The sequence below is a fragment of the Cupriavidus sp. CPT47-8839-RL05A genome (genome assembly GCF_058792255.1).
Map to the genome: position 1 here is coordinate 25,296 of NZ_JBYTEG010000031.1, position 13,235 is coordinate 38,530.

Sequence of the window (13,235 nt, forward strand, 5' to 3'; positions counted from 1 at the left end):
GTGTAGGGCAGCGGCCGGGCCGGCGCTGCCCGGGAAACAAAAACGGACGCTGCTGCGTCCGTTTTTGCGTGCGGGCGCCATGCGCTCAGGGCGTATCCGTGCTGGGCATGGTCTTGGCGCTCGCGGTGGGCCTGGCGGCCCGGGCTGCCCGGGTTGCCTGCGGCATCGCCCAGACCGACTCCGCCGGCCCGCTGCGCGCGCGGCGCTGCGTGGCGCGGGCCAGGGCGACAAAGCCCGCGGCCAGCGCGATCGCGCCGATATCGAAGCCGGCGATGATCCAGTGCCCGCTGGGAATGCTGTGCAGCAGGTGGTCGCCGGTCAGGAGCGCGTTCGCCAGCGGCACCGTCAGCGAGGCCAGCGCGGCGGCATAGAGCAATTCCACCGCGGCGCGCACCGGCGGGCGCAGCAGCGCCCAGGCACAGGCCAGGCCAAACACCGTGAAATAGGTGTAGCTCACCGCGCGCTCCGGCCACAGCAGTGCGGCCGGGAAGCACAGCGCCACGCCGATGCAGCAGCCGATGCACACGCCGACCGTGCCCTGCGCCAGCAGCCGGTGCACGCGCGGCTGCTCGGCCTGGCGCAGCTTGCGCCGCGACTCGATCCACAGCAGGTTGCCCGAATAGAACAGGAAGGCGCCGGCCAGCCCGGCCAGCAGGTAGACCAGCCGCACCGGCAACTCGCCGAAGGTGCCGAAATGCAGCGCGTACAGCGCGCTGTAGAGCCCATGGTTGCTGTCGCGCGTGCCGGCGGTCTGGTTGGCGGTCAGCTGGCCCGCGTTGGGCTCGCCGCTGGCGGCATGGATGCCGACCGAGCCCAGGTTGCCGAGGGCCTGCGTGCTGGTGCCGCGCACCTCCACCACGGCGTTGGCGTCGCCATGGCGCTGGAAGCGGAACGACTCGGGCGTGAAACGCTCGCCGCCGTGCTCGCGCGCGATTTGCATCAGCGTTGCCGCGGGCATGGTCGGCACCGCGCGGTTGGCCGCGGCCACTTCCGGCACGGCGGTGGTGGCGCGGGGTACCGCCTCGAACAGGCGGCCGTCGAAGGTCAGCGTGTTGAACACCATCATCAGCACCAGCGACAGGCAGAACAGTGCGCCGGTGATGGCAAAGACCAGGTGGAAGGGCAGGCTGAACAGGCCCAGCACATTGTGGGTGTCCATCCAGAAACGCTTCAGGTTGCGACCGGGGCGCACCGCGAACAGGTCCTTCTTCAGCCGCGGCAGGTGCAGCAGCACGCCCGACACCAGCGCCAGCCCGTACAGCACCGAGATCGCGCCCATGAAATAGATGCCGCCGACCGGGATCCCCAGCGAGTAGTGCAGGCTGTTCAGGAACGCCGACAGCTCGCCGATCACGTGGTCGCGCGAGGTGTCGCGCTGCATCGCGGCGTCGCCTGCCAGGCGGGCGTCAGTGGTCATCTGCCACTCGCCGGCCTTGTCCTGCCAGTAGGCCGAGATATTGGGCTCGCCCTCCGAAGGCATGATCACGTATGAGCTGGCCGCGGCCTCGGGGTGGATCGCGACCAGCTTCTGCACGAAGCGGTCGACTGCGGCCGGGTCGGCCTTGGCCTCGACCGGCGCGCTGCCCTTGAGCCGCGACGGCGACTGCCATACATGCAGTTCGTGGTGGAACACGGTGACCGCCCCGGCAAAGAAGGCGATAAACAGGGCCCAGCCGGCCATCAGGCCGACCCAGGTATGCAGCGTCTGGTACAGGCGCAGGGTTGCGGTTTTCATGATGGGCTTTCTCAGGAGGCGGGCAGGACGGCCAGTGCAGCCGGCGCCAGGCCGGCCAGGCGCAACACCCACAGCGCGCCGAAGCAGAGCAGGTTGGCGCCACCCAGCCAGATCCAGGCGGTGCGGCTGGAACGGAACAGCAGGCTGGCGCTGATGATGGCCACCCACACCGGCAGGCAGGCCACCACGGCCGCGACGATGCCGGTCTCCCAGCCGCCCGGCAGCCACAGGATCAACAGCGTGCACAGCGCCACCGCCAGCGGCAGCCCGAGCAGCGCGCCGGCCAGCCATTTGGTGCCCATCGCGGATTGGTCTGCGCTCATGCCCGTTGCTCCCGCGCTGCCCGGCGCTTGCGCGCGGCATGGGTGCCGATGAAGGGCCATACCGACAGCGCGCAGGGCACGGTCACCAGGCTGGCGGCAATGGCCACGGGCCAGCCGTCGGTGGTGCTCCACAGCCAGGTGCTGACGATGACCAGGGCCAGGCCCAGCCAGCCCAGCATACGCGGTTGCGTGACCCTGCCGGGCGGCAGCAGGACCTGGTTGGGCGCGGCCAGGTACAGGCACGCAGCCGCAGCCAGGCCAAGAAGGGCAGCCAGAACTTGCATGGGGAAATGTCAGATAAACGAAACATTAATGGTAATGATTCGCATTTGAAGAGGCAAGCGCTAAGTAGGCGTTGCGTCTCAGTAGGGATTTATCTGCACTTGGTGGAAGGATTTGCGCTGGCTGTTGCGATTAGTCGCTGGCGCCCCGGGCGGACGGGGCCGGCCGGGCGCTTGCCGCCCGGCGCGCATTGCCGCGTTTGCCGCGGCCCGGGATCAGTGCGGGAACAGCGCCAGCAGGCCGTCCAGCCCGACGTGGTTGAACGCGACGCTGGCTTGCGTGCGCACCACCGGCTTGGCCCGGAAGGCCACCGACAGGCCGGCCACGGCCATCATCTTCAGGTCGTTGGAGCCATCACCCATGACAATGGCCTGGTCCGCCGTGGCGCCGATCCGGGCGCAGACTTCCTGCACGGTGCGGGCCTTGACGTCGGCGTTGACGATCTCGCCGACGACATTGCCGGTCAGCTTGCCGTCGATGATCTCCAGCGTATTGGCGCGGGTCACGTCGAGCTGGAGCCGTGCCTTGAGCTTCTCGGTGAAATGCACGAAGCCGCCCGACACCAGCAGCGTGCGCAGGCCCAGCGCCTGCACGGTCTGCAGCATGCGCTCGGCGCCCGGCGACAGCCGCAGGCGCTCTTCATAGACGCGGTCCAGCACGCTGGCGTCCAGCCCCTTGAGCAGGGCCACGCGGCGGCGCAGGCTTTCGTTGAAATCGGTGATCTCGCCGCGCATGGCGGCTTCGGTGATGTCCGAGACCTCGGCCTTGAGGCCGCAGAAGTCCGCGATCTCGTCGATGCACTCGATCGTGATCAGGGTCGAGTCCATGTCCATCGCCACCAGGCGGAAGTCGGACAGCTTGCGCCCCGCGGGCACCACTGCCCAGTCGATCGCGCGCGGGCCGCAGAAATCGTCCAGCGCATCGCGCAGCGCCGGCGTCAGCGGCGCGCATTCCTCGGCGGCGGCCACGGTGTCGCTGCGCAGCACCAGTTCAGAGGCGCGGGCCAGGGTGCGGGCGGTGTCGAGGTCGGCTGGGGAAAGCGGGGCGGTGCTCTGGAGGATCAGGGGCATGGCGGATGAAGATCGGGCGCTTGCCGCGCGGGGCTGCAACGCGGCAAAACCGCTATTGTAGCCCCGCCGCAGCGCCCCGGGCGAGCCGCTCAGCGCTGCGCCATCACCATGTAGTCCACGGTCAGGCTGGACAGGGCGCGCACGCCGTTGATCAGCGCCGGCTCGTCCACATAGAACTCAGGGGAGTGGTTGGAAGGCGCCTTGGTCACATCCTGGCCCTTGGGCGTCACCCCGAGGTTGAAGAACAGGCCGGGGACCTTCTCCTGGTAAAACGAGAAGTCCTCCGACGCGGTCGCCTTGGGCGTGATCATCCAGTTGCCTTCGCCGGCCACGCGCTGCAGCGTGGGCGCCATCTTCTCGGTCAGGGCCGGCTGGTTGATGGTGGTGTTATACAGCTCCACCACGCGGAAGCTGGCCTCGGCGCCGGCGCTGGTGGCGATGGCCTCGGTGGTGCGCTTCATGCGGGCATGGATGTCCTTCTTCATGCCTTCGTCATAGGTGCGCACGGTGCCCATCATCTCGACCTTCTCCGGCACGATGTTCATGCGGTTGCCGCCGTGGATGGTGCCAACGGTGATCACCGACGGCTCCAGCATGGCGTTGACCTGGCGGCTCTGGATGGTCTGCAGGCCCATCACGATCTGCGATGCCACCACGATCGGGTCGATCCCGCCCCACGGCCGCGCGCCGTGGGTCTGGCGGCCCTTGACGTCGATCCAGAACTGGTCGGCCGCCGCCATCGAGGGGCCGCTGCGCCAGCCCAGCTTGCCCGATTCGATGCCGCTGCTCACGTGCAGGCCGAAGATCGCGTCGACCTTGGGATTGTCCAGCACGCCCTCGGACACCATCTGCTTGGCGCCCCAGGTGTTGGAGCCATTGGGTTCGAAGTCGGCCGGGCTTTCCTCGGCCGGCTGGAAGATGAACTTGACCGTGCCGGGCAGCTGGTCCTTCATGCCGGCCAGCACTTCGGCGGTGGCCATCAGGATCGCCACGTGGGTGTCATGGCCGCAGGCGTGCATCACGTCCACTTCCTTGCCCAGGTACTGGCCCTTGGCCTTCGACGCGAACGGCACGTCCACGCGTTCCTTGACCGGCAGCGCATCCATGTCGGCGCGCAGCGCCACCACCGGACCGGGCTTGCCGCCCTTGAGCACGCCGACCACGCCGGTCTTGGCCACGCCCGTCTTCACTTCCATGCCGAGCTTGCGCAGGTGGTCGGCCACCAGCTTGGCGGTGCGCGTCTCGTAGTTGCCCAGTTCCGGATGCTGGTGGATATCGCGGCGCCACGCGATGAGTTGTTTCTCGACGGCCTTGGCGCGGGTTTCGATCTGGGCGTGCAGGGTTTCGGCGCCTTGCGTCTGGGCCTGCGCGGTGTTGCAGAGCAGGCCGGTGGCGAGCGCCAGGGTGGCGAGGGCAAAGCGGGTGGTGGAACGGTATGCGGTTTGACGTGCAGCCATGCAGGATCTCCTTCGTTGTTGTTGGTTTGATGCTGGCAGGACGTTGGCTTCTTGGTGAATGCGGACGTATCGACGAAGTGCAAGCGACAAAGCCGCGCCGACCTTGTCAGTCCGCCACGCGCAGGCTGTCGACTACCTTGTGCAGGAACGCCTCGCAAGCAGCCAGCTGCTCCAGCGCAACAAACTCATCCGGCTTGTGCGCCTGCTGGATATCGCCAGGCCCGCACACCACGGCCGGAATGCCGGCGCGCTGGAACAGGCCGGCCTCGGTGCCATACGCCACCTTGTTGGTGTCGCGGTCGGCAGTCAGCGCGCGCACCAGCTGCGTGATGGCTTCCTGCTCGGCCACGTCCAGCGACGGAGCTGCGGCGATCTTGCTCAGCGTCAGGCCGGCGTCGGCATGCTCGGCGCGCATCTTCGGCAGCAGCACGTCGTTGGCGTAGGCCTGGATGCGGGAGTAGATGGCTTCGGGATCCACGCCGGGCAGGTTGCGGAACTCGAACACGAACTCGCATAGTGCCGGGATGGTGTTCAGCGCGATGCCGCCCTGGATGGTGCCGGTCTGCGCGGTGGTGTAGGGCACGTCGAAGGCCTGGTCGTAGGGGCCGTTGGCCTTGAACTCATCGGCGATGTCGCGGATGAAACAAATCAGGCGCGCGGCGTATTCGATCGCATTGACGCCGCGCGGCGTCAGCGACGAGTGCGCGGCCTGGCCCCTGACGCAGCAACGGTAGGCGTTGATGCCCTTGTGCGCGACGATCACGCGCATGCTGGTGGGTTCGCCGACGATGCAGCCGCCGGGCGTCACGCCGCGGTCGCGCAGTTCGGCCAGCAGGTAGGGTGCGCCCATGCAGCCGATCTCTTCGTCGAAGGACAGCGCGTAGTGTACCGGCTCGCGCAGGCTGGCCTGCAGGATGGCCGGCAGCAGCGACAGGCTGGTGCCGATAAAGCCTTTCATGTCGCAGGTGCCGCGGCCGTAGAGTTTGTCGTCGCGCACCACCGGCTTGAACGGGTCGGTGGTCCAGTCCTGGCCGTCCACCGGCACCACGTCGGTATGGCCAGAGAGCACGATGCCGCCGTTGGTGTTGCCGTCGGCGGCGGGCACGGTGACGAACAGGTTGGCCTTGTCCTGCTGCGGGTTGTAGCTCAGATGCGGCTTCAGCCCCTTGGCCAGGAAATGGTCGCGCACCGACTCGATCAGGCCCAGGTTGGAGTTGCGGCTGGTGGTGTCGTACGCGACCAGCCGCTGGGTCCATTCAAGCGCGCTGCCGCGCGCGGCGGTTTCGGTGACGGGCTGGCGGGAGGAAGCGGCTTGGGCGGGCATGGGGGCGTTATCGCTAACTTGTTAAGGAATCGATGCTACACCCGGCCGCGCGCCGCGTCCATGCAGGACGCTAGGCCAGTTGCCGCAACGTGTGCTTGATGGTCTGCGCGCGGATCGCCACGTCCGGCATCTTGGCCTCGATGCGCAGCTTGTCCTGCCCGGCCAGCTTGATATGGCGGTTCTTCTGCACCAGGTCGATGATGCGCATCGCGTCGATCGGCGGGTTGGGCACGAACTGCACGCTGATGGTGACCTCGCCCGCATCGATCTTGCGCACGCCCAGCGGCGCCGCTGCGATGCGCAGCCGGTGGGTCTCGACCAGCGCCTGCGCCTGCGCCGGCAGCCGGCCGAAGCGGTCGATCAGCTCTTCCTGGATATCGTCCACGCGCTCGGCGGTCTCGCAGTTGGCCAGCCGCTTGTACAGCGACAGCCGCTCGTGCACGTCGGCGCAGTAGTCGTTGGGCAGCAGCGCCGGCGTGCCCAGGTTGATCTCGGTGGTGGCGGCCAGCGGCGCCATCAGGTCGGGCTCCTTGCCCGCCTTGAGCGCCTTGACCGCGGCGTTGAGCATGTCGGTGTAGAGCTGGAAGCCGATCTCGTGGATCTCGCCCGACTGCTTGTCGCCCAGCACCTCGCCCGCGCCGCGGATTTCCAGGTCGTGCATGGCCAGGTAGAAGCCCGAGCCCAGTTCCTCCATCTGCTGGATCGCTTCGAGCCGGCGCTGCGCCTGCTTGGTCAGGCCTTCGACGTCATGCACCAGCAGGTAGGCATAGGCCTGGTGGTGCGAGCGCCCGACCCGGCCACGCAGCTGGTGCAGCTGCGCCAGGCCGAACTTGTCCGAGCGGTGGATCAGGATGGTGTTGGCGGTCGGCACGTCGATGCCGGTCTCGATGATGGTGGTGCACAGCAGGATGTTGTCGCGGCGCGCGACGAAGTCGCGCATCACGCGCTCCAGCTCGCGCTCATGCATCTGGCCGTGCGCGACGGCAATGCGCGCTTCCGGCACCAGCTCGGCCAGCCGCGCGCGCTTGTTCTCGATGGTCTCGACCTCGTTGTGCAGGAAGTAGACCTGGCCGCCGCGCTTGAGCTCGCGCAGGATAGCCTCGCGGATCACGCCGTCTTCCTCGCGCCGCACGAAGGTCTTGATCGCCAGCCGCTTCTGCGGCGCGGTCGCGATCACCGAAAAGTCGCGCAGCCCTTCCAGCGCCATGCCCAGCGTGCGCGGGATCGGCGTGGCGGTCAGGGTCAGCACGTCGACCTCGGCGCGCAGGGTCTTCAGCGCCTCCTTCTGGCGCACGCCGAAGCGGTGTTCTTCGTCGATGATGACCAGCCCCAGGCGCTCGAACCTGACCTGGTCGGACAGGATCTTGTGGGTGCCGATGACGATGTCGACGGTGCCTTCGTTGATCTGCTTGATGGCCGCGTCGATCTCTTTCTTGGTCTTGAAGCGCGACAGCTCGACGATGCGCACCGGCCATTCGGCAAAGCGGTCTGACAGCGTCTGGAAATGCTGCTCGGCCAGCAGCGTGGTCGGTGCCAGCATCGCCACCTGCTTGCCGCCCAGCACCGCGACAAAGGCCGCGCGCAGCGCCACCTCGGTCTTGCCGAAGCCCACGTCGCCGCACACCAGCCGGTCCATCGGCTTGCCCGAGGTCATGTCGGCGATCACCGCGGCAATGGCGGCGGCCTGGTCCGGCGTTTCCTCGAAGCCGAAGCTTTCGGCGAAGGTCTCGTAGTCCTTGGGCGAGAGCGGGAAGGCAAAGCCCTCGCGCGCGGCGCGGCGCGCGTACAGGTTGAGCAGCTCGGCGGCGGTGTCGCGGATCTGCTGGGCTGCCTTGCGCTTGGCCTTGTCCCACTGGCCCGAGCCCAGGTGGTGCAGCGGCGCGGTATCGGGATCGGCGCCGGAATAGCGCGAAATCACATGCAGCTGGTGCACCGGCACGTACAGCTTGCTGCCCTTGTCGTAGTCCAGGTGCAGGAATTCCTCGTCGCCCTGGCCCATGTCGAGCGTGACCAGGCCCTGGTAGCGGCCGATGCCGTGCTCGCTGTGCACCACCGGGTCGCCGACCTTCAGCTCGGCCAGGTCGCGCACCATCGAGTCGACGGCGGAGGCCTGCTCCTGCTTGCGGCGGCCGGTGCGGCGCGCGGTGCCGGCGTACAGCTCGGCCTCGGTGACAAAGGCGATCCGCCCCTGCGGCAGCGCAAAGCCGCTCTGCAGCGGCGCCACCGCGATCGAGAAATGCGCTTCGCCGGCCAGGAACGCGGCAAAGTCGTCCACCGGCTGCGGGCGCAGGCCGCTTTCGGCAAAGAGCTGCAGCAGGGTCTCGCGCCGCCCGGCCGAGTCGGCGCACATCAGCACGCGGGTCTGCTTGTCGAGCAGCAGTGCTTCCAGGTTGACCAGCGGATCATCGGCGCGGCGGTTCACCGCGACGTCGGGCAGGATGGCCGAGAACGCCGCCTGGTCCGCATTGGCTTCGGCCTGCAGCACCAGGCGCGCCATCGGCTTGGCGGCGACGAAGAACTGCTCCTCGGACAGGAACAGGTCCGCGGGCGGCAGCAGCGGGCGCTCGCGGTCGTGGCGCATGAAGTTGTAGCGCTGCGTGGTATCGGCCCAGAAGCGGCGGATGGCCTCGTCGACATTGCCGGCGAATGCGAGCTGCGTATCGGCGGGCAGGTAGTCGAACACGGTCGCGCTGTGCTCGAAGAACAGCGGCAGGTAGTACTCGATGCCGGCCGACGGCACGCCGTTGCCGATGTCCTTGTAGATCGGCGACTTGGTCGGGTCGCCTTCGAACACCTCGCGCCAGCGGCCGCGGAAGGCGGTGCGCGCGGCTTCGTCGAGCGGGAACTCGCGCCCGGGCAGCAGCCGCACTTCCTTGACCGGGTACAGGCTGCGCTGGGTGTCGGGGTCGAAGGCGCGGATGGTCTCGATCTCGTCGCCGAACAGGTCGATCCGGTACGGCAGCGCCGAGCCCATCGGGTACAGGTCGATCAGGCCGCCGCGCACGCTGTATTCGCCGGGGCGCATCACCGCGCTGACGTGCTCGTAGCCGGCCAGCGTGAACTGGGCCTTGAGCGCCGCTTCATCCAGCCGCTCGCCCTGCTTGAAGAAGAAGGTGTAGGCGGCCAGGAACGCGGGCGGCGCCAGCCGGTACAGCGCGGTGGTGGCCGGCACCAGCATCACGTCGCATTGCCCGGTCTGGATGTCGTGCAGCGTGGCCAGGCGCTCTGACACCAGGTCCTGGTGCGGCGAGAAGCTGTCGTAGGGCAGGGTTTCCCAGTCGGGCAGCAGGCGCACGCGCAGTTCGGGCGCGAACCAGGGGATTTCCTCGGCCAGGCGCTGGGCATCGACGGCGTGGGAGCAGACCACGGCCAGCATCGGCGCGCGCTCGCGGTGCTGCCGAGCGTACGCGGCCACAGCCAGCGCATCGGCCGAGCCGCGCAGCCCGGCCACGCTGTGGCGCAGCCCCGGCTTGACCAGCGGCAGGTTGACAAAGGGGAAGGCGGGCTTGGCGTCAGGCATGTGGGCAGCGGGGCGTTCAAAACGACGACACCCCGCCGGCATTGCGGGCGGGGGTCGGAGCAGGGGACCTCAACGGCCCGTGGCGCCTGCCGGGCACGCGTCAATGCGGAATGGCGCGGCATGGCGACGGGCAAGGGCCGTATTATAGAATGCGCACCGGTTGTCCCGCTGGCCATGCTGGCCAGCAGGCGCCCGCGCCTCTTTCACTCAACGCCGATCCTGTGCCCGCTCGCCGCTTTGCCCTGATTCCCTGTGCCGGTACCGGCAGCCGCGCCGGCGGCGCCGTTCCCAAGCAATACCAGACCGTGGCCGGCCGGCCGATGATCTGGTACGCGCTGGCGGCGTTCTCGGCGTGCGACGCCATCAACGCCACCGCGCTGGTGCTGGCGCCCGACGACATGCCGCTGGAATCGCGCTTCGGCGCGGCCGCCTTTGCCGGGCTGCGCTTCGATACCGCCTTTGTCGGCGGCGAGACCCGCCATGCCTCGGTGCTGGCCGGGCTGCACCACCTGGCGCAGCTGGGCGCGACCGACAGCGACTGGGTGCTGGTGCACGATGCCGCGCGCCCGGGCCTGACCCCCGCGATGATCCACGCGCTGGTGCGCGCGGTGGAAAGCGATGGCGACGACGACCCGGACGCCGCCATCGGCGGCATCCTGGCGGTGCCGGTGCCCGACACGCTCAAGCGCGCCCAGGACGACGCCCGCATCGGCGCCACGGTGCCGCGCGAGGGCCTGTGGCAGGCGCAGACGCCGCAGATGTTCCGCCTGGGCGTGCTGCGCCAGGCGCTGCAGGACGCCATGGCGGCCGGCGCGGTGGTGACCGACGAGGCCAGCGCGATCGAGCGTCTGGGGCTGCATCCGCGGCTGGTCAACGGCTCGCTGCGCAATTTCAAGGTGACCTACCCGGAGGACTTCGCACTGGCCGAAGTGCTGCTGGGCAACGATGGCAAAGGAGACTGACCGCATGATGCCTTTCGATATCCGGGTGGGACAGGGCTATGACGTCCACGCGCTGGTGCCCGGCCGCAAGCTGATCCTGGGCGGGGTCGAGATTCCGCACGACCGCGGCCTGCTTGGCCATTCCGATGCGGATGCGCTGCTGCACGCGGTCACCGACGCGCTCTTCGGCGCGGCCGCGCTGGGCGATATCGGCCGCCATTTCCCCGACACCGACGCGCAGTTCGCCGGCGCCGACAGCCGCGTGCTGCTGCGCGAGGCCGCGCGCCGCGTGCGCGAGGCGGGCTATGAAATCGGCAATGTCGATGCCACCGTGATCGCGCAGGCGCCCAAGCTGGCGCCGCATATCGGGGCGATGGTGGCGAACCTGGCGGAGGACCTGGGGATTGCGCGCGGGCGTTGCAACGTCAAGGCCAAGACCAACGAGAAGCTGGGCTTCGAAGGGCGCCAGGAAGGCATCGTGGCGCAGGCCGCAGTGCTGCTCTGGCGCGCCTCGGTGGGCGACGCGCAGGACTGATCAGGGCCGCGCCGCGTCTGGCGCCGTGGCGTTTTCCGGCGGGATCGCGTAGGTATAGTCGATCAGGCGGGCCATTGCGCCGGTGCGCGCACCGGCTTCGGTGCGCTTGGTGAAGCCCATCTGCTGGCACAGCCGGATGGCCGATGCCATTTCCGGCATGGTGCGCACCACCAGCGTTGACGCGCCGATATCGCGCGCGCGCTGGATGCAGATCTGCATCAGCGTGCGGCCCAGGCCCAGGCCGCGCGCCTGCGGGCTGACCGACAGCAGCCGCGCTTCCGGCTGGGTCAGGGTGATGGTGCTGCCGTCCAGTGCCGGCAGCGTGGCGCCCGGATGGCAGAACAGGACGGCCCCCATGATGCCGTGATCGGTTTCCGCCACCCACCACTCCATATCCGGATGGCTGGTCGCCAGCACTGCCTGCATGCCGCGCTGGAACGACGCGCGGCAGTCTTCCATGATGGCCAGCTCATATTGCCCGTAGGCTTGTTGCGTGACGGCGGCGATGTCGCCCCAGTCATGCACCGCCGCGAGGCGGTAGTGGAAGCGGGGGGAAGTCGGCGAAGGCAGGGTCATGGCAGCCTGAAAGTGCGTGTCCTGCCTGGATTGTAGGCCGATCGCCGCACCTGTGCAGCCATGGCGCGGGGCGGTTGCAGGATGGGAACAGCCGGCAACTCCTGATGGGAAGCTGCCGGCTGCTGTGCTACGGCGCCCGTGGCAGGGCACCGCGGAGGGCGCGGGGGCGCGCTGTGGCGGGGCTTATTGCGCGGCGATCACGTTGGCGGCGGCCACGATCACGGCGGCAATGCGGCCGACATCGCGCAGCTGCTGCGCGGTCATGCCCTGTTCATTCTTCAGCAGCTGGTAGTGCGACTTCACGCAGAAGTGGCACTTGCCCACGATCGAGGCGGCCAGCGCGTACATCTCGAAACGGCGCTTGTCCGCGCCGCCATGGGTGGCATAGGCGTTCATGCGCAGGCCGGCCGGCTGGGTGGCCAGGTCCGGATCGTCGGCCATCTCGACGTACGGGTACCAGGTGTTGTTCATGCCCATCAGCGCGGCAGCGGTCAGCGCGCCGTTGGTTTCCTCGGGCGACAGCACGCCGGCATTGCGGATGGCATCCACCAGCACCTTGCTCTGCGCCGCGAATGCCGCCGCCAGCGCCACGCCGACCGCATCGTTGCCTTCCAGCGAGGAGCGCGCGATGGTGCCGTCCACGTTCAGGCGGATGTCCTTGGCGTAATCGGGGATGAGATTCTTAATCGTGCTGAGGAATTCCATTTATTTCTCCTATCGATAGGGGCCCAAAAAACCCGCGCAAGCGGGTTTTGGTGCGGAGGGCAGCGCCCTCCGCGAATCGCGACGGTGTCTGGCGACTGACAGCAAATTACAGCGTGGCGCCACCAACGGCACGGTTGCACGGGCACAGCTCGTCCGTTTGCAGACCGTCCAGGATACGCAGGACTTCTTCCGGGTTGCGGCCCACGTTCAGGTTGTTCACCGACACGTGCTGGATTACGTTGTCCGGGTCGACGATGAAGGTCGCGCGCAGGGCAACGCCGGCAGCGTGGTCACGCACGCCCAGCTGGTCGATCAGCGAACCGGTCACGTCGGCGAATTGCCACTGGTTCAGCTTGTTCAGGTCCTTGTGTTCGCGGCGCCATGCCAGCTTGACGAATTCGTTGTCGGTCGAGCCGCCCAGCACGATCGCGTCGCGGTCGGCGAAGTCGCCGTTCAGCTTGGCGAAGGCAACGATTTCGGTCGGGCAGACGAAGGTGAAGTCCTTCGGGTAGAAGTAGATGATCTTCCACTTGCCTTCGAACGACTTTTCGGTGATGTCTTCGAAAGCCGACTGGCCGTTCTCTTCGTGATTGTTGAAACCCGGCTTGACACCGACGACGTGGAAGGCTTCGAGCTTGTCACCAACGGTCTTCATAGACTATCTCCTGATACGGTTGCAATGAGGGCGGCGCTGCTGCCGCGCGGCTGGCGTGGGCCGGCTACGTGGCTTACCGCGACAAAACGTGATTATGCGTCATCACCAGGTG

12 protein-coding genes are annotated in these 13,235 nt (G+C 68.1%); 2 read left to right on the plus strand and 10 right to left on the minus strand.

All coding sequences use genetic code 11. The annotated features are described in order from the left end of the window. Positions 1-85 precede the first annotated feature (85 nt). The 7 genes from AC3WVS_RS28810 to mfd form a co-directional block, all read right to left on the minus strand. Positions 86-1,735, minus strand: coding sequence for a PepSY-associated TM helix domain-containing protein (locus AC3WVS_RS28810; RefSeq protein ID WP_492321372.1), 1,650 nt, complete (start codon positions 1,733-1,735; stop codon positions 86-88). A gap of 11 nt (positions 1,736-1,746) precedes the next feature. Next, entirely contained in the window at positions 1,747-2,058 is a 312-nt protein-coding gene (locus AC3WVS_RS28815) for a hypothetical protein (RefSeq protein WP_492321373.1), read from the minus strand. Beyond that, complete coding sequence (locus AC3WVS_RS28820) at positions 2,055-2,342, minus strand: hypothetical protein (protein ID WP_492321374.1); 288 nt, start codon at positions 2,340-2,342, stop codon at positions 2,055-2,057. The genes AC3WVS_RS28815 and AC3WVS_RS28820 overlap by 4 nt, the downstream gene beginning before the upstream one ends. Positions 2,343-2,555: 213 nt before the next feature. After that, positions 2,556-3,410, minus strand: a complete 855-nt coding sequence (gene serB, locus AC3WVS_RS28825) for a phosphoserine phosphatase SerB (RefSeq protein ID WP_492321375.1) — start codon at positions 3,408-3,410, stop codon at positions 2,556-2,558. Between the two features lie 89 nt (positions 3,411-3,499). Further along, the gene (locus AC3WVS_RS28830; protein ID WP_492321376.1) at positions 3,500-4,867 is read right to left on the minus strand and encodes an amidohydrolase; all 1,368 of its coding nucleotides are present in this window, start codon (positions 4,865-4,867) and stop codon (positions 3,500-3,502) included. A gap of 106 nt (positions 4,868-4,973) precedes the next feature. Beyond that, positions 4,974-6,191: an acetylornithine deacetylase gene (gene argE / locus AC3WVS_RS28835; protein WP_492321377.1), complete on the minus strand. Its 1,218-nt coding sequence runs from the start codon at positions 6,189-6,191 to the stop codon at positions 4,974-4,976. Between the two features lie 70 nt (positions 6,192-6,261). Further along, entirely contained in the window at positions 6,262-9,711 is a 3,450-nt protein-coding gene (gene mfd, locus AC3WVS_RS28840) for a transcription-repair coupling factor (protein ID WP_492321378.1), read from the minus strand. Between the two features lie 149 nt (positions 9,712-9,860). Between mfd and ispD the strand changes: the two genes are divergently transcribed. Both ispD and ispF read left to right on the plus strand, forming a co-directional pair. After that, positions 9,861-10,673 carry a 2-C-methyl-D-erythritol 4-phosphate cytidylyltransferase gene (gene ispD / locus AC3WVS_RS28845; RefSeq protein WP_492321379.1) on the plus strand — a complete coding sequence of 271 codons (813 nt, stop codon included), beginning with the start codon at positions 9,861-9,863 and terminating at the stop codon, positions 10,671-10,673. A gap of 4 nt (positions 10,674-10,677) precedes the next feature. Next, the gene (gene ispF / locus AC3WVS_RS28850; RefSeq protein ID WP_010810113.1) at positions 10,678-11,187 is read left to right on the plus strand and encodes a 2-C-methyl-D-erythritol 2,4-cyclodiphosphate synthase; all 510 of its coding nucleotides are present in this window, start codon (positions 10,678-10,680) and stop codon (positions 11,185-11,187) included. Here ispF and AC3WVS_RS28855 read toward each other — a convergent pair whose 3' ends face one another. The 3 genes from AC3WVS_RS28855 to AC3WVS_RS28865 form a co-directional block, all read right to left on the minus strand. Next, a complete protein-coding gene (locus tag AC3WVS_RS28855; RefSeq protein ID WP_010810112.1) occupies positions 11,188-11,763 on the minus strand; it encodes a GNAT family N-acetyltransferase in 576 nt (191 codons plus the stop codon). Between the two features lie 183 nt (positions 11,764-11,946). Next, positions 11,947-12,468 (minus strand): carboxymuconolactone decarboxylase family protein, encoded by a 522-nt coding sequence (locus tag AC3WVS_RS28860; protein WP_492321380.1) that lies wholly within the window; start codon positions 12,466-12,468, stop codon positions 11,947-11,949. Between the two features lie 106 nt (positions 12,469-12,574). Beyond that, positions 12,575-13,123, minus strand: coding sequence for a peroxiredoxin (locus tag AC3WVS_RS28865; protein ID WP_010810110.1), 549 nt, complete (start codon positions 13,121-13,123; stop codon positions 12,575-12,577). Positions 13,124-13,235: the final 112 nt, after the last annotated feature.

Excerpts from the sequence above, each read along its gene's own strand:
- AC3WVS_RS28860 (WP_492321380.1), bottom strand. The coding sequence starts at position 12,468 with ATGGAATTCCTCAGCACGATTAAGAATCTCATCCCCGATTACGCCAAG.
- argE (WP_492321377.1), bottom strand. The coding sequence starts at position 6,191 with ATGCCCGCCCAAGCCGCTTCCTCCCGCCAGCCCGTCACCGAAACCGCC.
- AC3WVS_RS28855 (WP_010810112.1), bottom strand. The coding sequence starts at position 11,763 with ATGACCCTGCCTTCGCCGACTTCCCCCCGCTTCCACTACCGCCTCGCG.
- AC3WVS_RS28810 (WP_492321372.1), bottom strand. The coding sequence starts at position 1,735 with ATGAAAACCGCAACCCTGCGCCTGTACCAGACGCTGCATACCTGGGTC.
- ispD (WP_492321379.1), top strand. The coding sequence starts at position 9,861 with ATGCGCACCGGTTGTCCCGCTGGCCATGCTGGCCAGCAGGCGCCCGCG.
- ispF (WP_010810113.1), top strand. The coding sequence starts at position 10,678 with ATGATGCCTTTCGATATCCGGGTGGGACAGGGCTATGACGTCCACGCG.
- mfd (WP_492321378.1), bottom strand. The coding sequence starts at position 9,711 with ATGCCTGACGCCAAGCCCGCCTTCCCCTTTGTCAACCTGCCGCTGGTC.
- AC3WVS_RS28865 (WP_010810110.1), bottom strand. The coding sequence starts at position 13,123 with ATGAAGACCGTTGGTGACAAGCTCGAAGCCTTCCACGTCGTCGGTGTC.
- AC3WVS_RS28820 (WP_492321374.1), bottom strand. The coding sequence starts at position 2,342 with ATGCAAGTTCTGGCTGCCCTTCTTGGCCTGGCTGCGGCTGCGTGCCTG.
- AC3WVS_RS28830 (WP_492321376.1), bottom strand. The coding sequence starts at position 4,867 with ATGGCTGCACGTCAAACCGCATACCGTTCCACCACCCGCTTTGCCCTC.
- AC3WVS_RS28815 (WP_492321373.1), bottom strand. The coding sequence starts at position 2,058 with ATGAGCGCAGACCAATCCGCGATGGGCACCAAATGGCTGGCCGGCGCG.
- serB (WP_492321375.1), bottom strand. The coding sequence starts at position 3,410 with ATGCCCCTGATCCTCCAGAGCACCGCCCCGCTTTCCCCAGCCGACCTC.